A 19,710-nucleotide genomic window follows, 5' to 3' on the forward strand; every position below is an offset into this window, starting at 1 on the left:
CATATTGCACATCATGACAAAGGCTTCGGATATCCTGATCGTTGGCGGCGGCCTGAACGGCCCTGCCTTGGCACTGGCACTTGCGCAGACCGGGCATTCAGTGACCGTGATTGATGCTCTGGCCCAGAAGGTGCGAAAGAACGCTGCCTTTGACGGGCGGGCCTATGCGCTTGCACTCGCATCAAAGCGATTGCTGGACGCCATCGGAGTTTGGGAGCGCGTCGCAGACCACGCCCAGCCGATGTTGGAAATTAAGGTGACCGACGGCCATGCCGGTGCTGGTCCTGCGCCCTTCTTCATGCATTTCGACCATGCCGAAATAGAAGAAGGCCCCATGGGTTACATGGTAGAAGATCGCCATCTGCGCCGCGCCTTTCTGGATGCAATGGCCGAAAACGAACGAATTACGGAAATCAGTGGCAAAACCGTTGTGTCTCAGGACGCGGATGTGTCCGAGGCAACGGTTACGCTGAATGACGGGACAACCCTCACGGGCGAACTGCTTGTCGGATGTGACGGGCGTCGCAGTGGCACAGCGCAGCGAGCAGGCATCAAGCGAACCGGTTGGGATTATGGCCAAACCGCGCTCGTATGCGCCATCGAACACGACCTGCCGCACCACGGCGTTGCACATCAGTTCTTCATGCCGCCGGGACCGCTGGCGATCCTGCCTTTGACTGGAAATCGCAGCTCAATTGTCTGGAGCGAGCGTACAGAGACAGCTCACCAGATCAACGCCATGTCCGAGTCAGACTATCTTCAGGTTCTGAGGCCCCGTTTCGGGGACTTTCTGGGCGAAATCCGACTGCAAGGCGATCGCTTCACTTATCCGCTGAACCTTACGATCGCAAATTCATTCATCTCGGATCGTCTCGCTCTGGTTGGGGATGCAGCCCACGGCATGCACCCGATTGCCGGTCAGGGGTTGAACGCGGGCCTGCGCGATGTTGGCGCTCTGGCCGAGGTCCTCACACTGGCCGGTCGCCGCGGTGAAGACATCGGTTCGACACTGGTTCTGGAACGGTATCAGGAGTGGCGCCGTTTCGACACCGCAGCGCTTGCAATGGCGACGGACGTGTTCAACAAGCTGTTTTCGAACGACAACCCTATCCTGCGGATGGGGCGTGATATTGGCATGGGGATTGTCGGCTCATTGCCAGGCCTGCGCCGGGGCTTTGTACGAGAAGCAGCCGGGCTGACGGGTGATCTGCCCAAACTGCTGCAGGGTCGCGCGATCTAGTCGAGTTCGCGCGCCTCATCCACCAGCATGACCGGAATGCCATTGCGGATCGGAAACGCAAGACCAGCAGCCTTGGAAACAAGTTCCTGCCGGTCAGCATCATAGTGCAGTGTCGTATGGGTCTGCGGACAGATCAGTGCCTCAAGCATGTGCCGGTCAAAGGCAAATTCAGAATCGGTCATTGCAGTGTTTCCTCATTTGATCCGCCTCGCAGCGAAAATTCGATCAGTGTCACAAGTGTCTCACGCCGGGTACGCAGGCAAGGTGCCTCAAGCAGGGCCTGCTTATCCTCGGGGTCGAAATCCAATAGCATCGAAAGCGAATTGACCAATAATTCGTCGTCAGCATCTTTCAACGTGTCCCAATCGGTCGACAATTGGCGCGAAGAAAAGAAGCGCTCCAAAAGCTCAAGGAAACGCGCACGGTTAAAGCTGTCATCCAATTCAGCCTTACCCAGATCGCGATCAAAGCCATCCCATGAGACCTGACAGCGGCGATATGGGGTAAAACTGTCCAGTTCGGACTTGATCCGAAACCGAGAAATCCCGGTCAGCGTGATCAGATATCGGCCGTCTTCGGTTTCGGAAAATTGCGTCACACGGCCAGCACAGCCGATCTGATGCAGCTTGTTCTCATTGCTAAGGCAAGGGTTCGGCTGAACCATACCGATCAGCCGTTCCTGCGTTTTCAACGCATCGTCCAGCATCTGCAGATAGCGCGGCTCGAAGATGTGCAACGGCAAGCGTGAACGGGGCAGCAACAGCGCCCCGGGCAATGGAAAAACGGATACCATATCCGGCAGGTCGGCGGGATGCATCATGTACCCGAGTGTAGTCCTGAACGGGAATTAGGCAAATATCATCGAGCTGAGCTTGCGTCGCCCATTCAGAACAATAGGGTCATTGGGCTTGAGCGCATCGAAAACGGTGAACAACTGCGTCTTGGCCGCGCCGTCGTTCCATTCGCGGTCCCGGCGGAACAGCTCGAGCAATTGTGCCACTGCTTGTTCGACATCACCATTGGCGTGCAATGCCTGTGCCAGATCGAAACGGGCCTGATGATTGTCGGGCTCAGCCTCGACCGCTGCAGTCAATTCAGCCACCGGGCCCGCATCAGCGGCTTGCTTGGCCAGTTCCAGCTGGGCATGTGCCGCCTCAAGCTCCGTTGAACCTGAAATCTCAGCCGGTGCGCCGCTCAGGATGGCTTCGGCCTGCTCCAGATCACCAAGGGCGATATGGGCACGCACCAGCCCGCCATAAGCGCCCGCATGGTTTGAATCTTCGCCCAGAATTGCAGCAAAGGTCTGCGCCGCATCGACCGCTGCGCCGTCGTTCAGCATGTCTTCGGCAGCCTGCACTGCATCTTCCAACTGACCACCGGGGCTTTCGCCACCGGCAGCTTCGATCACGCGATCAACAAATGCCTTGATCTCGGATCCGGGCACTGCCCCCTGAAAACCATCAACCGGCTGACCTTTGAAAAATGCATAAACGGTCGGGATGGACTGAATACGCATCTGCGAGGCGATCATCTGCGCCTCGTCGACGTTGATCTTGACCATCTTCACCGCGCCCTTGGCGGCGGTTACGGCCTCTTCCAACAATGGACCCAGCGTTTTGCAAGGGCCACACCAGGGCGCCCAGAAATCGACGATCACCGGGATTTCCTGCGAGGCTTCGACCACGTCGGCCATAAAGGTCGCCTCTGACCCGTCCTTGATCAGATCGGTGGCTTCGGGGCTGGCTGCGCCGTTCAGAAGGTCCATAGCATTCACTCTCCGGTTCGTCCTTGCGCCCTATATGCAACCACGTCGCGCGGAAACCAAGGGCCGAGTTGGCGAATTACGTTTTTGATCAGACGTCGAAAGTTGCAAAGACGGGTGCATGATCACTGGGTTTTTCCCAGCCACGCGCGTCACGTAAGACACGACTTGAATGGCCCGCGTTCGAAATGTCGGGCGTTGCCCATACATGGTCCAGGCGCCGTCCTTTGTCCGCAGCATCCCAGTCACGCGCGCGATACGACCACCAGCTATAAAGCTGTCCTTCGGGGATATCCTGACGCGTAATGTCGACCCAGCCACCTGCATCCTGCGTTTCGGCCAGCGTTTCGACCTCGATTGGTGTATGCGAGACCACTTTCAACAACTGCTTGTGAGACCAGACGTCATCTTCACGCGGAGCAATATTCAGATCGCCGACAAGGATGGATTTCTCGGGCTTTTCAGCATGGAACCAATCGCGCATATCCGTGAGGTAGTCGAGTTTTTGGCCGAACTTCTCATTCTTTTCGCGATCCGGAATGTCACCGCCTGCCGGAACGTAGAAATTGTGGATCGTCACACCGTTTTCCAAACGACCCGCGATATGGCGTGCGTGGCCCAGACCGGCAAAATCCTTGTCACCCACTTCCTCGATCGGCAAACGCGACAGGATGGCGACACCGTTATACCCCTTTTGCCCGCGCGCAATCATGTGAGTGTAACCCAGTTCGGCGAACCCCTCGGTCGGGATCTTTTCGACCGGAGATTTGCACTCCTGCAGACACAGCACATCCGGAGCTTCTTCCTGCAACAGTTTCAGCACGATAGGCTCGCGCAGACGCACGGAGTTGATGTTCCAGGTGGCAAGGGTAAAGGGCATCGGCGGTTTCCTTTGTCGCGTTTGGCGAGAGGTTAGCGTGGTGTGAGATGGGGTGCCATGAGAAAAGGAAGCTAAGCGGACAAAGCGAACGACTTAATGAAGCACTTATTGATGACCTATGCATTCAATACCGGTGCGCTAGTGATACTTGGGACACCACACAACGAACGGAGTTTCGACAATGAGCATTGATGAACGTGAGAGAGATGCCAGAGAGAAGATCAAGGCGCTCTATGGGACTCCAGAGGGTGAATTCGGCCCGACGCTGTTTGTTTCCCATCACAAAGAAGAACTGGAAACTGACTATTGGACAGATACTTACAGCACTGATGCACCAACTGCAGAGCAAATTCTTGATTCATTAGTTTTGGTGGACACTTGGAGTTCAGAGGACGACGATAACGTAGATACCTATGATTTCAGTCTACCGAACGAGGCTACGAATTATCTGTTATCCGCGCGTTTCGAAGATGGCGAAGTCGTAGAAGTTTCGATGGAGAGCTGACGCAATCGATAGCGGCACCTTAGTCTGCTAAGGGCTCTATGCCGACCTTTGCTCCCAATTAAATCACAAAAAAAAGCCGGGCCAAAGGCCCGGCAGTCCAACAGGGAGGTACATGTCATTACCCGGACATGTGCGGGATGGAAGTAACCTTAGTATGGGTCAGATAGTATCACTTTGATCCAACTCAATCCACATCCAGTTAAGAAACCAGCCTATAGCCACCAGATTCTGTGACCAAAAGGCGTGCATTCGACGGATCAGGCTCAATCTTCTGACGAAGCCGGTAGATGTGAGTTTCAAGCGTGTGAGTTGTCACACCGGCGTTATAGCCCCAGACCTCGTGCAGCAGCACGTCACGTGCGACAACGCCATCTGTCGAGCGATACAAGAACTTGAGGATATTGGTTTCTTTCTCAGTCAGGCGAATCTTGCGATCGTCTTCGGTGATCAGCATTTTCATCGCGGGTTTGAACGTATACGGCCCCAATACGAACACTGCATCCTCAGACTGTTCATGCTGGCGCAGCTGCGCACGAATACGGGCCAGCAGCACCGGGAACTTAAATGGCTTCGAGACATAGTCGTTGGCACCGGCATCCAGACCCAAAATCGTATCTGCATCGCTGTCGTGACCAGTCAGCATCAGAATTGGGCTTTTCACGCCCTGTTTGCGCATCAGGCGGCACAGTTCACGCCCATCGGTGTCCGGCAGGCCCACATCCAGAATCACCAGGTCGTAAATCGCCTCGCGGGCGCGCTCCATGGCGGATTGACCGTCATGAGCTTCGAACACATCGAAATCCTCGGTCATCACAAGTTGCTCGCTGAGCGCCTCGCGTAGGTCTTCATCATCATCCACCAGCAGGATTTTCTTGAGCTGAGCCATGTTCGGGTCCTCCTAAGCCTGTTGCATCACTTGCGCGTGGAATATGCAATCAACAAGATTTACTGCAATCGTCTCACGGCCTCGTGTCCGACGCGGCGGAAATGTTTCACATTTGCTGCAGAAAGGGCTAGGAGAATGCCTGATCGCTATAGGGTATCATAGATGAGTCTCATCCCTGACATTACCGAACTGCTCGCGCGCGCACGTGCGGATCTGCGAATGGGCGTGCCTGTGGTCCTGACCGATGACAGCGGTTTCAGCGTGCTTGCACTGGCTTCCGAGACCCTGAGTGCTCAGCGCCTTGCCGATTTGAGAGGATTGGGGGGTGAGCCTGTTGTCGCAATCACCGGACGTCGGGCGGAAACACTCAAGGCGCGGGCCTATGATGGTGATCTGGCACGTGTGATCATTCCGTCAGATGTGGACATCGCCTGGGTTCAGGCCGTCGCCGACCCATCCGACGATCTCAATGCCCCGATGAAAGGTCCACTGATGACAGAGCGGCAGGGCAACGCCAACCTGCATCGCATAGCCATTGCGCTGACGAAATCCGCGCGCCTGCTGCCTGCTGCCGTGGTAGTCCCTGTCGAAGATGGTCGGGCATTCGCTGCAACAAACGGGCTGACCTGCATCGATCATACATCTGCCGCGCCACACCTTGCAGATCGCAGTGCGCTACATGAGGTTGTAGCAGCGCGTTTGCCTATGGAAGTTTCCGAGGCTGGCCGATTGCATGTATTCCGGCCCGAAGATGGGGGTGAGGAGCATTATGCTGTGGAAATCGGGCGACCTGATCGTGGAAAACCCGTCTTAGCGCGCCTGCATTCAGCCTGTTTCACAGGCGATCTCATGGGCAGCCTGAAATGTGACTGCGGGCCGCAACTGCGCGGTGCGTTGGCGCAGATGGGCGCCGAAGGCTCAGGTGTATTGCTGTATCTGAATCAGGAAGGCCGAGGTATTGGCCTGGCCAACAAAATGCGGGCCTATTTCCTTCAGGATCAGGGGTTCGACACCGTCGAAGCCAACCACCGGCTGGGCTTCGAAGATGATGAACGCGATTTCCGATTGGGATCGGATATTCTGAAATCACTCGGGTTCAATTCGGTACGGCTGTTAACCAACAACCCTGCCAAAATCTCCATGATGGAACGCACAGGGATTGCAGTCACTGAACGTGTGCCACTCAAAGTCGGTGAAACAGCCCACAACCGGGGATATCTGGCTACAAAGGCGGCGAAATCGGGTCATCTGCTTTGACACCCGACGATCTGGTTCTGACCCCAAAGGGGGTGCGGTTTTCAGGAAGACTCTTTCCCTGCTCAATCGGCAAGGGTGGACTGAGCGACCAAAAGCGCGAGGGTGATGGTGCGACCCCGATCGGCGTTCATAGAATCGCTGGTATGCTCTATCGACCTGACCGGATCACGCCCCCTGCCCCGTGGGCACGCCCCATAGGGCCACATGACCTCTGGTCGGATGATGTTTCAGACAACAACTATAATCATCTCGTCACAGCCCCATATTCGTTCAGTCACGAACGTCTAAGACGATCCGATCCTTTGTATGATCTTGTGCTGATCACGGATTGGAACTGGCCCAATGCAGTTCCCGGAAAAGGATCTGCGATTTTCATCCACCAATGGAGGCGGCCAGGCTATTCGACAGAAGGCTGCGTGGCATTTCGACGTGACCACCTGCGCTGGATCGCGGAACGGATATCACCCGGTACCCGCCTGATTATTCCGCCGACTTAATCCGCTCACCAAAGATGGCAGATCCCACGCGCACATGTGTAGCACCCAGCGCGATCGCAGATTCGAAGTCTCCACTCATCCCCATCGACAACCCTTCAAGCCCGTTTCGCTGAGCGATTTTGGCGAGCAATGCGAAATGCAAAGAAGGCTCTTCCTCTACAGGGGGGATGCACATCAATCCGCGCACAGGCAGATCAAGTTCTCGGCAATCGGCAATGAATGCGTCAGCATCAGCAGGCAGAACACCCGCCTTTTGCTCCTCTTCACCTGTGTTGACCTGAATGAACAGGTCCGGACAGGAACCCATTTCCTGCGCGAGCCGGGCGAGAGTCTTTGCCAGTTTCGGTCGGTCCAGCGAATGGATCGCGTTACACAGCTCCATCGCCTGCCGGGCTTTGTTCGTCTGCAATGGGCCGATCAGATGTAAATCTATGTCCGAATAGCGCTCTTTGAATTCCGGCCACTTCCCTGCTGCCTCCTGAACACGGTTTTCGCCAAAGCAACGATGCCCCTGATCAAGGACGGCCTCGACGCGCTCATTCGGTTGCACCTTAGAGACAGCTATCAGCTTCACCGATCCCGCCGGGCGACCAGCTGCGGTTTCAGCTTTGGCGATACGGGCGGTGATTTCTTGCAGCGGCATTGCGCGGTCCTCAATTTTGTTTTGCGCAGAGAAACACCAAGTCAGCGCAAAAGAAAAGGGCAGGTCCTAAGACCTGCCCTCAAACCTTGCGGTTCAGATCAACTTAGAAGTTGAACTGTGCACCGAAGTCAGCTTGGGTCACGCTTGTGCCCTGACCGCGCTTCGAGCGACCAACACCACCGCGCAGGGTTACACCGCCGCCCAGATCGTAGATGGCGCCGATGCCGTACTGCTGGTTATCGTCGTCAGCAGAACCGTCACCGTAGACGAACTGCAGAGTGGTTGCGGAACCAACAGTGTAGGCACCCGAAACACCGTATGCAGTACCGTTGCGAGCAGCGTTGACCACGTCATCGTCCGCTACAAACAGGCTACCAGTGAAGTTGCCGAATTCTGCACCCAGAGTGAATACAGTCAGCGACTCTTTTGTGCTGGAGCTGTTCACGCTTGCTTTGGTCTGACCGTAGGCCAGAGCAGCTGTGATGTTGTTGAACGCATAGGTTGCGCTGATGTCCCAGCGGTCGCCGTCCTGCGGAACACCGTTAACTGCGAAAGTCGCTTGGTCGTACGATGCGCCGAACGAGAAGTCGCCAACTGCATACTGGAAGAATACAGCGTTCGAGCCCGAACCGGTCGACGAGTAAGCCAGGAAGTTGTAGTCAACGCCCGAGTACTGACCTGCGAACAGTTCCAGACCGATTTCAGTACCGTAGTAGTTTGCCAGGTTGTCAAACGAACCCGCTACGTTACCCGCGTCAACACGCAGACCGCCGTAGATGACCGAGAAACGTGCGCCGTTCAGGCCAGCCGAGTTGGCTTCACCGGTGTTGGCGTTTTCGTCAGCCTGCAGACGAACACGAGCCGAGAACTCAACGCCACCGTCGGTTTCTGCGGTGCCGTCGATGTTCAGACGGAAGCGCGAGACCAGGATGGTGTTGTCGGTTGCAACAGTCGCCGTGCCAACGGTCGGCGGAGTTGTGGTGGTGTCGATGTTCGGTACAGTACCGGTACGGTCTTCTTTGTACGCGATACCAAAACGGCCGTAGCCGCTGAACTTAACTTCCGCTGCTGCAACGCTTGCGGTCGCGATCAGCGCGGTCGTTGCGAAGAGAACTTTTTTCATCTTGTTTCCCTCGGTTTCAATAATTTCTACTCGACATATGCCTGCTGCACATGTCTCAGCACGGACATCGTTTCGCTCTTTTCGCCCCCAAAGCGCAAGCTTGCTATAAATGCACCGACGTCATTGAGCCCTGATTGGTGCAAGGATGCCACAGTGCATTTGTGCGAAAAGCTGCGCCGACCCCCCGACGGCACATGAACGTGCCCGCAGTGCCCCTAATTAATAAGTGCCAAGTTGGGGGTTGTTGCAGGAGTTTTCCTTCTCTAGGAGTATCTCTCAGCAATAAACAACAAGTGAAACAGGACCTGCCGACGATGCGCCTGCTGACGATTCCGGGTTTGATCATACTGACTGCCACCGTTTCGGCCTGCGGTCGTAATAATGACGGGCCTCCGGCTTACAACCCGAAGACACTTGGGGGTGGAAATGCAGCCGAGGCGGAACTTGATGATCCGAATCGCTCCACAATCTGGGATTTGTTTGGCCCAAATAACGCCGAACAGACCACACAGGTGAATCGGTACTTGTGGGCGGCATCGCTTGATGTGCTGAATTTCCTGCCCGTTCAGGAGGTTGATCCGTTTACCGGTGTCATCGTCACTGGATACGGCACTCCTCCGGGTGGAGGCCGATCCTATCGCGCGACTGTGCATATCAGCGATCCGGCCCTTGCTGCACGCTCTTTGTCGGTCGCGCTGCAGACCAGCGGAGGTGCTCCGGTAAGCGCCGCAACAACGCGGGCGGTCGAAGACGCCATCCTGTCGCGGGCGCGCCAGCTACGTATTGCGGACAACAAGCTCTAGTAACCCGCATCAAATCGCAATATTACCACGCCGGGTTCATGCCCGGCGTTTTCATTACGAAGGACCGTACGATGTCTCGCTACTCGGCCAACGAAATCGAAGCAAAATGGCAGGAAGCCTGGGACAAGGCTGGAATCTTCACCGCCAACCACAAGGCGGACAAGCCGAAGTATTACGTGCTTGAGATGTTTCCCTACCCGTCGGGCCGAATCCATATGGGGCACGTACGCAACTATACGATGGGCGATGTGATCGCGCGTCACAAGCTGGCAACCGGACACAACGTGCTGCACCCGATGGGCTGGGATGCGTTCGGGATGCCCGCAGAAAATGCCGCTATGGCCATTGGCGGCCACCCCAAAGACTGGACCTATAGCAATATTGCCGACATGCGCGGGCAGATGAAACCGCTGGGCCTGTCGATTGACTGGTCCCGCGAATTTGCCACCTGTGACCCGGAATATTACGGCCAGCAGCAGGCATTGTTCCTTGATATGCTCGATGCTGGCTTGGTTTACCGCAAGAACGCCGTGGTGAACTGGGATCCGGTCGATATGACTGTTCTGGCCAATGAACAGGTGGAAAACGGCCGCGGGTGGCGCTCGGGTGCGCTGGTGGAACGGCGCGAGCTGACCCAGTGGTTCTTCAAGATTTCCGATTATTCCGAAGAATTACTCGACGCGCTGGACACTCTGGATAACTGGCCCGCTAAGGTACGCCTGATGCAGGAAAACTGGATCGGCAAGTCGCGCGGCCTGCAGTTTGGCTTTGAACGCACCGATGGCGGAGAGCCGATCACCGTATATACGACTCGCCCCGATACGCTGCTGGGCGCGTCTTTCGTTGGCATCTCACCAGACCACCCGATTGCCAAGCAGCTTGAGGCCGAAAACCCCGAAGTCGCTGAATTTGTTGCCGAATGCCGCAAGGGTGGCACCACGGAGGAGGCGATCGAGACCGCTGAGAAACTGGGCTATGATACCGGTATCCGCGTAAAACACCCGCTGGACCCAAATTGGGAACTGCCGGTCTGGATCGCGAACTTCATCCTGATGGACTACGGCACCGGCGCGATCTTTGCTTGCCCTGCACATGACCAGCGTGACCTCGATTTCTGCCGCAAATATGGCCTGCCGGTCGTCGATACATTCTTTGCACTTAATGACGACACGCCGGTCGACCGGATCGCCTTTGTACCTCCTAAAACTGAAAAAGTCCGCTGGGTGAATCACTTTGCTGGCTTGACCGAGGCGACCGGTGAAGAGGCAATCAACGCCACAGTCGATTTCGCAGAAAAGGCCGGTTGGGGCGAAGGTGTCACCAAATACCGTCTGCGCGACTGGGGCTTGTCACGCCAGCGCTATTGGGGCTGCCCGATTCCCGTTGTTCACTGTGAAAAATGCGGCACCGTGCCCGAAAAGAAAGAGAATCTGCCGATCGAGCTGCCATATGACGATGGCAACGGTAAGCCGATAGACTTCTCGATCCCTGGCAACCCTCTGGACCGCCACCCCAACTGGCGTGATACCCCGTGTCCGTCCTGCGGAGCCCCGGCCAAGCGCGAAACCGACACGATGGACACCTTCGTCGATTCGTCGTGGTATTTCGCCCGTTTCACTGCCCCGCGTGCTGAAACGCCAACCGATCTGACTGAGGCCGAGTACTGGATGAATGTGGACCAGTATATCGGCGGGATCGAGCATGCGATTCTGCACCTGCTCTATTCGCGTTTCTTTGCCCGGGCGATGAACATCACCGGACACCTGCCGAAGAAGGCCATTGAGCCGTTCAATGCCCTGTTCACGCAAGGCATGGTGACACATGAGATTTATCAGACCCGTGATGCCAACGGTCGTCCGGTCTATCACCTGCCCGAGGACGTGACCGACGGCAAATTGGCTGACGGCACCGAGGTCGAGATCATCCCCTCTGCCAAAATGTCGAAGTCCAAGAAAAACGTGGTCGACCCCGTCAGCATTATCTCGGCCTTCGGTGCGGATACCGCACGATGGTTCGTTCTGTCCGATTCGCCACCAGAGCGTGACGTGGAGTGGACCGCTGCGGGTGCGGAAGCAGCCTTTAAACACCTGAACCGGGTGTGGAATCTCTGCGACAAGATCGGCGCCATGGACCCTGATGCGAAAGGCGAAGGGGATGAGGCACTGCTGCGCGAGATGCACAAGACCATCCACGATGTGACGCTGGGTGTGGAAAGCTTTGGCTTTAACGCAGCTATCGCGAAACTCTATGCATTCACCAATACGCTTGCGAAATCCAAAGCAGGTGCAGCCGCTCAAAAGCAGGCGATCAAGACACTGGCGCAGCTGATGTCGCCAATGACCCCGCATCTGGCCGAGGATATCTGGGCACATCAGGGCGGCGAAGGTCTGGTAGCCGTCGCTCCTTGGCCGGTCGCTGACGAGGCTATGCTGGTTGATGACACCGTCACCCTGCCGATCCAGATCAACGGCAAGCGCCGCGCAGAAATCAGCGTGGCCAAGGATCTGGCCAAGGATGAGGTTGAAAAAATCGCGCTCAGCACCGAAGCTGTGCAAAAGGCGCTGGATGGTAATGCGCCTAAGAAAGTGATTGTTGTACCGGGCCGGATCGTCAATGTCGTCGTTTGATCGCAGAACCTTGTTGCTGATGCCGTTGGCAATTGCCGCGTGCGGTTTTCAGCCCGTGTATGCCCCAGGTGGGGCGGGATCGAACCTTTACGGAAAGGTCGCCGTTTCTGCCCCCAATACGGTCGACAGCTACTTGCTGGTCCAGAATCTCGAGCAACGGCTCGGGCGTAGTGCGACATCGGGCAGTGATTACAATTTGGATGTGCAGGTTTCGGCCGTTGTCCGGGGGGCCGCCATCACCCCAACCAACGAAACCACGCGCTACACGATCGATGGTCGGGCGGATTACTCGCTGAAATCCGCAGAAACCGGTCAGATCGTTGCCTCGGGCACGGTGACCGATTTCGTCGCCTACTCTGCGGCAGGCTCAACCGTGTCCACGCTCGCAGATGAACGCGATGCAAAAGATCGGTTGATGACGATCCTTGCGGATCAGATTGTCACGCAGCTTTACGCCAACCCCGGTCTGGCCACATGAAGTTAAGCCCGCGTGAGGCAGAAGGCTATTTCGCTAAGCCCGACGCGGACAAGGTTGGATTGTTGATCTACGGGTCGGATGCCATGCGCGTCGCACTCAAGCGTCAACAAGTCTTGGCATCTCTGCTCGGCCCGAATGCCGAAGAAGAGATGCGCCTGACACGAATGCCCGGTGCAGATTTGCGCGGTGATCCGGCACTTTTGTTGGATGCAGTCAAAGCAGTTGGCTTTTTCCCTGGTCCCCGGGCCGTTTTCGTTGAAGACACAACAGATGCTGCCGCACCGGCGATCATCTCGGCGCTTGAAGACTGGGCACCCGGTGACGCCCAGATCATCATCACGGCCGGGCAGCTCAAACCAAGTTCCAAAATCCGCAAGGCGTTTGAGGCGAATCCTGCAGCCTATGCGGTTGGTATCTATGACGATCCGCCATCGCGGGCCGAGGTTGAGCGGGTACTCAACCAAGCCGGATTGCAGAACATCCCACGTGATTCCATGTCTGCTCTCAGCGAGTTGGCGACAGGGTTAAGTCCGGGAGACTTCACCCAAACCGTTGAAAAACTGTCGCTTTACAAGCGTGGTGACGAATCGGAATTGACGGTTGAAGATATCGAGGCTTGCGCACCCCGCTCGACCGAGGCGGCTTTGGACGATGTACTCAACGTGGTAGCCGAAGGTCGCGCCGGAGAGATCGGGCCGCTGATCCGACGCCTACAGGCGCAGGGGACCAATGGTGTAACCCTGTGCATCGGCGCAACCCGGCATTTTCGCACACTGTATGCCTGTGCCTCTGATCCGGGTGGGGCCGCACAAGGCATCGGCAAACTGCGCCCGCCCGTTTATGGCAAACGGCGTGACCGCATTCTGCGGCAGGCGCAAGGTTGGGGTGCACCCAAGCTACAAACCGCACTTACGGTTCTGACCGATACGGACCTGTCTCTGCGGTCAGCCGGACAAACTGCGCCCGCTATGGCGCTGGTCGAACGCGCGATGATCCGGATCGCCATGCTGGCCCGTTCACGCTGAGGTGACCTCCCGTTTGACTTGACGCCCGCCAATTGAACTTCAGATTGGACACAGTCATGTCAGCCGGGAGATTCTCATGTACAAAGTCTATGGTCGCATCCAAAGCCGCGCATCGCGGGTAATCTGGTTGCTGGAGGAGCTGGGACAGGACTACGAGTTCATCAATGTCGGACCGCATGATCCTCAGGTGCTGGCTTTGAACCCGTCGGGTAAAATTCCGGTTCTTGTGGACGGGAACACTGTAATTTCGGACAGCTCGGCGATCATGACCTATCTGGCCGACAAGCATGGCGCATTTACCTTCCCGGCCGGCACCGAAGAGCGCGCTGCGCAGGATTCTCTGTTTCACGCGCTTCTGGATGAATTTGACGCAGTTCTGTGGGTCGCTGCGCGCCACGGGTTCGCTTTGCCCGAAGAAAAACGTGTGCCGCAGATCTCGGATTCAGCGAAATGGGAATTCGACCGAAACTTTCAGCGTATGGGTGATCGGTTCAAAGGTCCCTTCCTGCAAGGTGACACCATGACCATTGCCGACATCCTGTGCATCCATTGCATGAGTTGGGCAAAGTCCGCCGGTTTCCCGCTGAATTCGGACGTGTTGAAAGCCTACGGCAAAGAGGTACGCAATCGCCCTGCCTATCTCAAGTTGGGAGAGCTGGCTCAAGCCGCCTAAGCGTTAACGGTCTGCTGCAACCATTCCGCAGCAGACCTGCCAGCCCACCGACCAGTCGCGAGACACGCGGTCAACAGATACCCCCCGGTCGGGGCCTCCCAATCCAGCATCTCACCGGCACAGAACACGCCCGGCAAGTCGCGTAGCATTAACCCGTCATCCATGGCTGATTGTTTTATGCCACCAGCTGTTGAGATAGCCTCGTCCAAGGGCCGCAATCCCGCATGGCGGATTGGAAGCTTTTTCAGCATCCTGACCGGGTCTTCCTGCATTTGAGGATCGCCTTTTGACATCTCATGAAAAAGGGCAATCTTTTGCGGCGAAAGGCGCAATCCATTCTTAAGCCATTGGGAAAGAGTAGTTTTTGATTTTTTCCTGGCAAATCTGGCCTTCAATTCGTCCCGAGTTAAATCGGGCAACAGATCAACACAAAGCGGCACCCCGTCCCGCAATGCAGGGGTCAGAGGGTAGAGGCCACCACCTTCCAATCCGTTTGCTGATATCGTCGCCTCACCCCGGCTTTCCAATTCTCCGGCGGTCCAGCGCACCGCCTTGAGAGCGGCACCAAAATGGGGCTGCATATATGCGCTCCATTCTACTGAGAGTGCCGAGTTAGCGGGCGCAAACGGAGCGATCGGAACACCTTTATCAGCCAAAACCGGCGCCCAAGCACCATCCGAGCCCAGACGAGACCAACTGGCACCGCCCAGCGCCAGAATCGTCGCATCTGCCTGTACTTGATTGCGGTTGTCAGGGGTCTCAAACACCAGCGAAGGACCCTCCCAGCCAGTCCAACGCCATCGGGTTCTGATCTGAACACCTTTTTCCCCCAGACGCGCCAACCAGGCCCGAAGCAGAGGTGACGCCTTCATGACCTTCGGAAATACTCGTCCTGTAGAACCGGTAAACAACTCTTGCCCCAAATCCTGGGCCCAGCCTTGAACGGATTGTGCGTCGAACTCGGCAATGATCGGGTCCAGCCAGTTCTGCGCCTGATCGTAAGACTGGATCAATTGCTCGAACGGCTCATCCTTGGTCAGGTTCAGACCGGACTTCCCGGCCATCAGAAACTTGCGCGCGACCGAGGGTTTGGCTTCGGCTACGAGAACCGAATGACCAGCATCAGCAAGCTGCTCAGCGGCCATCAGCCCGGCTGGACCTGCCCCGATCACCACGGTCTGCGCCATCATCACCCTCTTGCGTTGCTCTGTTTTCAGCGCGAATTTGCTGTCATCATGACGAACAGCGATCCGATCTGCCCACTTTGCGACCGCCCCATTCCGGATGGGACCGGCAGCCTGCATCATCTGATCCCAAAACTCAAAGGGGGCAAGGGTGGACCAACTGTTTTGCTACATCAGATTTGTCATAAAGAGGTTCACGCCACTCTGACTGAGGCCGAGCTTGCGCGCAGTTTCAATACTGTCGATGCCCTGCGCACCCACCCTCGCCTTGAGAAATTTCTCAATTGGGTTCGCAAACGTCCGCCCGGATTTCGTTCCAAAGTTCCGGGCAAGCGACGCGGGCGATGATCAGCCGGGCAAGACCGGATCGCCTTGCACATCCTGCATCGGCTGGGTGAGGCCCTGAACCTCAATCCCCCGATATTCTGGCACAGAGGCAAACCGAGCCTCAGGAAGGTGTTGGAGTTCAAGCGTTGTATAGGGACGCTTCCAAAGCCACTCTCGGTTTTCAACGGCCCAGAGATCCGGGTTTGGCGGCCTCTCATCGGTGAAAGCATAAAAATGCAGATCGAAACCGTAGGGGGCAACTTCCTGTATCGAAAGCAATTGCATTCCCTGTTTGCGCCAGAATGTATCTTCAGAGGCTATATCCCCTGTCCGCAGCGTGATCTGACCAATGCAGGCTTCCGAAAACGGTAAAGCCGGATCGCCTACATTCTCAGGGCGATTGCCTTCGAAATCATGCTGCAGCAATTCGATGACAAAGCCTTCGGGATCGCTCAGATGGCACATATAGCCGATATCCAGAAACTGGTTCGGCTCACTTACGGGCACACCCATCCGGCGTAGATGCGAGGCTGCTAAATCCACGTTCGGAAGCGTGATGCCAATCTTCCAATACCGATGCCCCCTGTCGTGGCTGTACCCGTTGCCTCCGGGCATCAACAAAAGATCTGCATCCTGCCCGGGGTAACCAACGCGAAGGTTTGGCCCCTCGTGTGATACCGACATCCCCAGAACATCCCGATAGAAGTCGGCCAATCGACCCGGGTCGGCAACACGCAGGCGTAATGCGGAAAGCCTCATCCACATAGCTCCGCAATGCCTGCCGCAATCCTGGGCTCAGCGGCAACGCTGTCAGCAACGAGGTCACGTGCGGTTTGCATCAGCAGGTCGGGTTCAACGATGCGATCCACCAGTCCGAAGGCATAAGCCTCGTCTGCTGAAATTTTCTGCCCTGCCATCAGGATCATTTTGGTTCTCGATGGGCCGATCAATGCAGCCATCCGTTTAGGATCAGAGGGTTGCGGCAGGAAACCCAGTTTCATCACAGGATAGAAAAACCTAGCAGAAGGGACGGCAATACGAATATCGCAGGCCAGTGCCATCCCATTCGCACCGCCAGCCAATGTACCATTCAGAGCGGCAACAGTCAGGCACGGCAGAGCTGCAATAGCACCCGACAAACGCTCCCACACATCCGAGGTTGCAAGCCCGGCACGTGCCTCATCAAGATCTGCACCGGCGCTGAACACTTTGCCAGCACCGGTCAGAATCAAGGCCTTGGCGTCGGTCGCCGACTCGGCGATTTCGGCCAGTTCCGTCAGCATGGCCTCGGTCAGGGCGTTCGCCTTGTCGGGGTTATTGATAGTGACCGTCCACAGATCACCGTCCTGAGCGAGTTCGATCACGACAGTCCGATCCTTTTGCGAATGTCTTCCACTCTCAGCGAGATTTCCGCACCAAGAAACTCATCGGCATCTTCAGAACACATCCACAGCAGCGCGCGGGCAGGCCAATCCGCCGGGATGTGATCATCCCAGTCCAACTGGCTGACGGGGTTGATGCCGCTAGCCTTGATCACACGCTGCATTTCTGTGGCAACCGTTCCGGGCGACAGCCCCATTGCACGGATCCCGTGATGCGCTTCTTCCAGATGCAAACACTCGGTCAGCATCTTTGCACCGGCCTTCGAGGCACAATAGTGGCTCCATGCCTCTACCGGGTTTGATGCCGCACCCGAAGATACTGTCAACACAGTACCTCCGCCTGCCGCTCTCATGATGGGTAAAGCAGCACGCATTCCGTAGAAGACACCCTTGAGGTTGATATCAATCGCCTGGCTCCATGCATCTGTATCAGCGTTGGATAAATGGAATATCGGCTCGATGACCCCTGCATTGCCGATCAGGATGTCCAGACCACCGAACCGGTCAACACAATCAGCAACCGCCTGCTCGACCTGTGCAAAGTTGCTGACGTCGCAGGCCAGCGCGATTGCATTGTCACCCAGCGCGGCCGCGAGCGCCTCGATCTGGTCGCGGCTGCGAGCCACCAAAGCGACATTGGCACCGGCTGCGGCAAAAACGCGCCCCGCCTCTGCGCCAATACCCCTGCTCGCGCCGGTAATGAGTACTGTTTTGCCCTGCAACTGCATCGTCTGCTCCCCATGCTTTGAGATTGAGTAACGTCGTACCGTGCAAAGGGGGAATTGGTCCACCCCTTGCCCCCTTGACGACCGACGCCTCAGGCACGACGATGCGCCCAAAATTGATGAAGAAGGGTTCCCTTATGTCTGTTTTCCTTCGCCGCAGCTGCGGCGCGGCCTTGGCTTATGCCGTTATTACCCAAGGCGCATTTGCTGAAGTTACTGCAAAAGATGTCTGGTCGGACTGGCAGTCCTACATGAGCAGCATGGGTTACACCGTGAGCGGAGATGAGAGTGTCTCGGGCGATGTAACCACCATTTCCAATCTCACCATGACCATGGATATCCCGGAAAATGACGGGAAATTCGACATGGTCGTGCCTGAAATGAAGCTGACTGAAAACGGCGACGGCACTGTGAGCATCAACTTCCCCGATAGCTTCCCCATGACCATCTCCGGAGATGCTGAAGGTGAGGCGTTCTCGGTTGATGTTCTGTATACCCATAGTCAGCTTGAGATGCTTGTCTCGGGCTCGCCCGAAGATATGACATATGACTATTCGGCCGACAGCCTTGGAATCTCGCTGGACAAGATCGAGGTTGATGGGGAAGCCATGCCTGACGACGCGCTTGTCGTGAAAGTCTCGATGAATGACTTTGCCGGCAAATCGCGGATGCTGATCGGTGAAAACCGCGATGTTGATCAGAGCTTTACCGCAGCGGACCTGACTTATGATCTGATGTTCGATGAACCGGACTCAGATGAAAAGGCCCGGATCAACGGCAAGCTGGAGAAACTAGCTTTTGAGGGTGAAAACATCATCCCCGCTGGTTTCAACTTTGCAGACATCCAGAGCGCTTACGAAGCAGGCTTCTCGTTCTCGGGCGTCTTTGACTATGCTGCCGGGATGACAAACATCGCCGGGACCAGCGAAGGCGAAGACTTCTCAATGGCCAGCAGCTCGGAAGGGGGTCGCTTTGCGGCCAGCATCGACGCCGAGCGCCTTGCTTATGACGTTGAGCAGAACAGTTCGAAACTGGAAGTAACAACCGCTGAACTGCCTTTCCCGATCGAAATCGCTATGGCGAAAGCAGGCTTCAAGTTCGAATTCCCTATTAAAGCTTCGGAAGAGATTCAGCCTTTCGGCTTTGCCATGAACCTGACCGATTTCACCATGTCAGATGTACTGTGGAGCATGTTCGATCCTGCAGGCGAATTGCCGCGTGATCCGGCGACAATCTCGCTCGACACATCCGGCACGGCTAAGGTCATGGTGAACATTTTGGATCCTGAAGTCGCAGAATCGCTCGAATCTTCGGATGAGATGCCAGGTGAACTGCACTCGCTGAAGGTTAACGAGCTGCTGGTTTCGCTGGTTGGCGCAAAACTGACGGGCGATGGTGATTTCACCTTCGACAATTCCAACACCGAGAGCATTGACGATCTTCCGGTTCCGGCTGGCGTTGCAAATCTGCAATTGGTTGGTGCAAACGCTCTGATCGACAAACTGATCGGCATGGGTCTGATGTCTGACAACGACGCGATGGGCGCGCGTATGATGATGGGAATGATGGCCGTACCGGGCGAAGAACCCGATACGCTGAACTCGACCATCGAATTCACAGAAGACGGTCAGATTCTGGCTAACGGTCAGCGCATCAAGTAAGCGCCTCAGATTAGAAAAGACCGCACTGCGGT

22 protein-coding genes are annotated in these 19,710 nt (G+C 56.3%); 11 read left to right on the top strand and 11 right to left on the bottom strand.

Annotated features, from left to right (window positions below):
* Positions 1–13: 13 nt before the first annotated feature.
* Positions 14–1,240 carry an FAD-dependent monooxygenase gene (locus GOX61_RS20835; protein ID WP_170336826.1) on the top strand — a complete coding sequence of 409 codons (1,227 nt, stop codon included), beginning with the start codon at positions 14–16 and terminating at the stop codon, positions 1,238–1,240.
* Here the strand turns inward: GOX61_RS20835 and GOX61_RS20840 are convergent.
* The 4 genes from GOX61_RS20840 to GOX61_RS20855 all read right to left on the bottom strand — a co-directional run bounded on the left by GOX61_RS20840 (position 1,237) and on the right by GOX61_RS20855 (position 3,882).
* Positions 1,237–1,422, bottom strand: coding sequence for a Trm112 family protein (locus tag GOX61_RS20840; RefSeq protein WP_155145805.1), 186 nt, complete (start codon positions 1,420–1,422; stop codon positions 1,237–1,239). The two genes, GOX61_RS20835 and GOX61_RS20840, sit on opposite strands and share 4 nt — an antisense overlap.
* A complete protein-coding gene (locus GOX61_RS20845; RefSeq protein ID WP_155145807.1) occupies positions 1,419–2,060 on the bottom strand; it encodes an LON peptidase substrate-binding domain-containing protein in 642 nt (213 codons plus the stop codon). The genes GOX61_RS20840 and GOX61_RS20845 overlap by 4 nt, the downstream gene beginning before the upstream one ends.
* Before the next feature lie 27 nt (positions 2,061–2,087).
* Entirely contained in the window at positions 2,088–3,005 is a 918-nt protein-coding gene (gene trxA / locus GOX61_RS20850; RefSeq protein ID WP_170336828.1) for a thioredoxin, read from the bottom strand.
* A gap of 88 nt (positions 3,006–3,093) precedes the next feature.
* Positions 3,094–3,882 (bottom strand): exodeoxyribonuclease III, encoded by a 789-nt coding sequence (locus GOX61_RS20855; RefSeq protein WP_155145811.1) that lies wholly within the window; start codon positions 3,880–3,882, stop codon positions 3,094–3,096.
* Between the two features lie 181 nt (positions 3,883–4,063).
* Between GOX61_RS20855 and GOX61_RS20860 the strand changes: the two genes are divergently transcribed.
* Positions 4,064–4,387, top strand: a complete 324-nt coding sequence (locus tag GOX61_RS20860) for a DUF2004 domain-containing protein (RefSeq protein WP_170336830.1) — start codon at positions 4,064–4,066, stop codon at positions 4,385–4,387.
* Between the two features lie 199 nt (positions 4,388–4,586).
* Here GOX61_RS20860 and GOX61_RS20865 read toward each other — a convergent pair whose 3' ends face one another.
* Positions 4,587–5,273, bottom strand: coding sequence for a response regulator transcription factor (locus GOX61_RS20865; RefSeq protein ID WP_120634046.1), 687 nt, complete (start codon positions 5,271–5,273; stop codon positions 4,587–4,589).
* 162 nt (positions 5,274–5,435) lie between these two features.
* On the opposite strand from GOX61_RS20865, the gene ribA reads away from it, so the two are divergent.
* On the top strand, positions 5,436–6,530 hold the full coding sequence (ribA, locus tag GOX61_RS20870; RefSeq protein ID WP_170336832.1) for a GTP cyclohydrolase II: 1,095 nt from the start codon (positions 5,436–5,438) through the stop codon (positions 6,528–6,530).
* Entirely contained in the window at positions 6,527–7,027 is a 501-nt protein-coding gene (locus GOX61_RS20875) for a L,D-transpeptidase family protein (protein WP_170336834.1), read from the top strand. Before ribA ends, GOX61_RS20875 begins: the two co-directional genes overlap by 4 nt.
* Here the strand turns inward: GOX61_RS20875 and GOX61_RS20880 are convergent.
* Complete coding sequence (locus GOX61_RS20880) at positions 7,011–7,670, bottom strand: YggS family pyridoxal phosphate-dependent enzyme (RefSeq protein ID WP_170336835.1); 660 nt, start codon at positions 7,668–7,670, stop codon at positions 7,011–7,013. The two genes, GOX61_RS20875 and GOX61_RS20880, sit on opposite strands and share 17 nt — an antisense overlap.
* A gap of 103 nt (positions 7,671–7,773) precedes the next feature.
* The gene (locus GOX61_RS20885) at positions 7,774–8,793 is read right to left on the bottom strand and encodes a porin (protein ID WP_155145821.1); all 1,020 of its coding nucleotides are present in this window, start codon (positions 8,791–8,793) and stop codon (positions 7,774–7,776) included.
* A 314-nt stretch (positions 8,794–9,107) separates the two neighbouring features.
* Here GOX61_RS20885 and GOX61_RS20890 point away from each other — a divergent pair, with 314 nt between their 5' ends.
* From GOX61_RS20890 to GOX61_RS20910, 5 genes are all read left to right on the top strand, one after another.
* A complete protein-coding gene (locus GOX61_RS20890) occupies positions 9,108–9,596 on the top strand; it encodes a DUF3576 domain-containing protein (protein WP_155145823.1) in 489 nt (162 codons plus the stop codon).
* Positions 9,597–9,667: 71 nt separating this feature from the next.
* Positions 9,668–12,223 carry a leucine--tRNA ligase gene (leuS, locus tag GOX61_RS20895; RefSeq protein WP_170336837.1) on the top strand — a complete coding sequence of 852 codons (2,556 nt, stop codon included), beginning with the start codon at positions 9,668–9,670 and terminating at the stop codon, positions 12,221–12,223.
* Entirely contained in the window at positions 12,210–12,701 is a 492-nt protein-coding gene (lptE, locus tag GOX61_RS20900; protein WP_170336839.1) for an LPS assembly lipoprotein LptE, read from the top strand. Before leuS ends, lptE begins: the two co-directional genes overlap by 14 nt.
* Positions 12,698–13,726, top strand: coding sequence for a DNA polymerase III subunit delta (gene holA, locus GOX61_RS20905; RefSeq protein ID WP_170336841.1), 1,029 nt, complete (start codon positions 12,698–12,700; stop codon positions 13,724–13,726). The genes lptE and holA overlap by 4 nt, the downstream gene beginning before the upstream one ends.
* A 76-nt stretch (positions 13,727–13,802) precedes the next feature.
* Positions 13,803–14,399 carry a glutathione S-transferase family protein gene (locus GOX61_RS20910; RefSeq protein ID WP_170336843.1) on the top strand — a complete coding sequence of 199 codons (597 nt, stop codon included), beginning with the start codon at positions 13,803–13,805 and terminating at the stop codon, positions 14,397–14,399.
* Here GOX61_RS20910 and GOX61_RS20915 read toward each other — a convergent pair.
* Positions 14,396–15,586 carry a TIGR03862 family flavoprotein gene (locus tag GOX61_RS20915; RefSeq protein WP_170336844.1) on the bottom strand — a complete coding sequence of 397 codons (1,191 nt, stop codon included), beginning with the start codon at positions 15,584–15,586 and terminating at the stop codon, positions 14,396–14,398. The two genes, GOX61_RS20910 and GOX61_RS20915, sit on opposite strands and share 4 nt — an antisense overlap.
* Before the next feature lie 48 nt (positions 15,587–15,634).
* Between GOX61_RS20915 and GOX61_RS20920 the strand changes: the two genes are divergently transcribed.
* Entirely contained in the window at positions 15,635–15,931 is a 297-nt protein-coding gene (locus GOX61_RS20920) for an HNH endonuclease (protein ID WP_170336846.1), read from the top strand.
* Here GOX61_RS20920 and GOX61_RS20925 read toward each other — a convergent pair whose 3' ends face one another.
* The 3 genes from GOX61_RS20925 to GOX61_RS20935 are packed head-to-tail and all read right to left on the bottom strand — an operon-like array spanning position 15,932 to position 18,020.
* The gene (locus tag GOX61_RS20925) at positions 15,932–16,669 is read right to left on the bottom strand and encodes a VOC family protein (protein ID WP_170336848.1); all 738 of its coding nucleotides are present in this window, start codon (positions 16,667–16,669) and stop codon (positions 15,932–15,934) included.
* Entirely contained in the window at positions 16,666–17,274 is a 609-nt protein-coding gene (locus tag GOX61_RS20930) for an enoyl-CoA hydratase/isomerase family protein (RefSeq protein ID WP_170336850.1), read from the bottom strand. The genes GOX61_RS20925 and GOX61_RS20930 overlap by 4 nt, the downstream gene beginning before the upstream one ends.
* Positions 17,271–18,020 carry an SDR family oxidoreductase gene (locus GOX61_RS20935; protein ID WP_170336852.1) on the bottom strand — a complete coding sequence of 250 codons (750 nt, stop codon included), beginning with the start codon at positions 18,018–18,020 and terminating at the stop codon, positions 17,271–17,273. Before GOX61_RS20935 ends, GOX61_RS20930 begins: the two co-directional genes overlap by 4 nt.
* A 134-nt stretch (positions 18,021–18,154) precedes the next feature.
* Here GOX61_RS20935 and GOX61_RS20940 point away from each other — a divergent pair, with 134 nt between their 5' ends.
* Positions 18,155–19,678: a DUF2125 domain-containing protein gene (locus tag GOX61_RS20940; RefSeq protein ID WP_170336854.1), complete on the top strand. Its 1,524-nt coding sequence runs from the start codon at positions 18,155–18,157 to the stop codon at positions 19,676–19,678.
* Positions 19,679–19,710 lie beyond the last annotated feature (32 nt).

The organism is Ruegeria arenilitoris (assembly GCF_013030265.1).
Lineage (GTDB): Bacteria > Pseudomonadota > Alphaproteobacteria > Rhodobacterales > Rhodobacteraceae > Ruegeria > Ruegeria arenilitoris_E.

Coding starts and splice junctions, on each gene's coding strand:
- GOX61_RS20835 (WP_170336826.1), top strand. CDS start 14: ATGACAAAGGCTTCGGATATCCTGATCGTTGGCGGCGGCCTGAACGGC.
- GOX61_RS20840 (WP_155145805.1), bottom strand. CDS start 1,422: ATGACCGATTCTGAATTTGCCTTTGACCGGCACATGCTTGAGGCACTG.
- GOX61_RS20845 (WP_155145807.1), bottom strand. CDS start 2,060: ATGATGCATCCCGCCGACCTGCCGGATATGGTATCCGTTTTTCCATTG.
- trxA (WP_170336828.1), bottom strand. CDS start 3,005: ATGGACCTTCTGAACGGCGCAGCCAGCCCCGAAGCCACCGATCTGATC.
- GOX61_RS20855 (WP_155145811.1), bottom strand. CDS start 3,882: ATGCCCTTTACCCTTGCCACCTGGAACATCAACTCCGTGCGTCTGCGC.
- GOX61_RS20860 (WP_170336830.1), top strand. CDS start 4,064: ATGAGCATTGATGAACGTGAGAGAGATGCCAGAGAGAAGATCAAGGCG.
- GOX61_RS20865 (WP_120634046.1), bottom strand. CDS start 5,273: ATGGCTCAGCTCAAGAAAATCCTGCTGGTGGATGATGATGAAGACCTA.
- ribA (WP_170336832.1), top strand. CDS start 5,436: ATGAGTCTCATCCCTGACATTACCGAACTGCTCGCGCGCGCACGTGCG.
- GOX61_RS20880 (WP_170336835.1), bottom strand. CDS start 7,670: ATGCCGCTGCAAGAAATCACCGCCCGTATCGCCAAAGCTGAAACCGCA.
- GOX61_RS20885 (WP_155145821.1), bottom strand. CDS start 8,793: ATGAAAAAAGTTCTCTTCGCAACGACCGCGCTGATCGCGACCGCAAGC.
- GOX61_RS20890 (WP_155145823.1), top strand. CDS start 9,108: ATGCGCCTGCTGACGATTCCGGGTTTGATCATACTGACTGCCACCGTT.
- leuS (WP_170336837.1), top strand. CDS start 9,668: ATGTCTCGCTACTCGGCCAACGAAATCGAAGCAAAATGGCAGGAAGCC.
- lptE (WP_170336839.1), top strand. CDS start 12,210: ATGTCGTCGTTTGATCGCAGAACCTTGTTGCTGATGCCGTTGGCAATT.
- holA (WP_170336841.1), top strand. CDS start 12,698: ATGAAGTTAAGCCCGCGTGAGGCAGAAGGCTATTTCGCTAAGCCCGAC.
- GOX61_RS20910 (WP_170336843.1), top strand. CDS start 13,803: ATGTACAAAGTCTATGGTCGCATCCAAAGCCGCGCATCGCGGGTAATC.
- GOX61_RS20915 (WP_170336844.1), bottom strand. CDS start 15,586: ATGGCGCAGACCGTGGTGATCGGGGCAGGTCCAGCCGGGCTGATGGCC.
- GOX61_RS20920 (WP_170336846.1), top strand. CDS start 15,635: ATGACGAACAGCGATCCGATCTGCCCACTTTGCGACCGCCCCATTCCG.
- GOX61_RS20925 (WP_170336848.1), bottom strand. CDS start 16,669: ATGAGGCTTTCCGCATTACGCCTGCGTGTTGCCGACCCGGGTCGATTG.
- GOX61_RS20935 (WP_170336852.1), bottom strand. CDS start 18,020: ATGCAGTTGCAGGGCAAAACAGTACTCATTACCGGCGCGAGCAGGGGT.
- GOX61_RS20940 (WP_170336854.1), top strand. CDS start 18,155: ATGTCTGTTTTCCTTCGCCGCAGCTGCGGCGCGGCCTTGGCTTATGCC.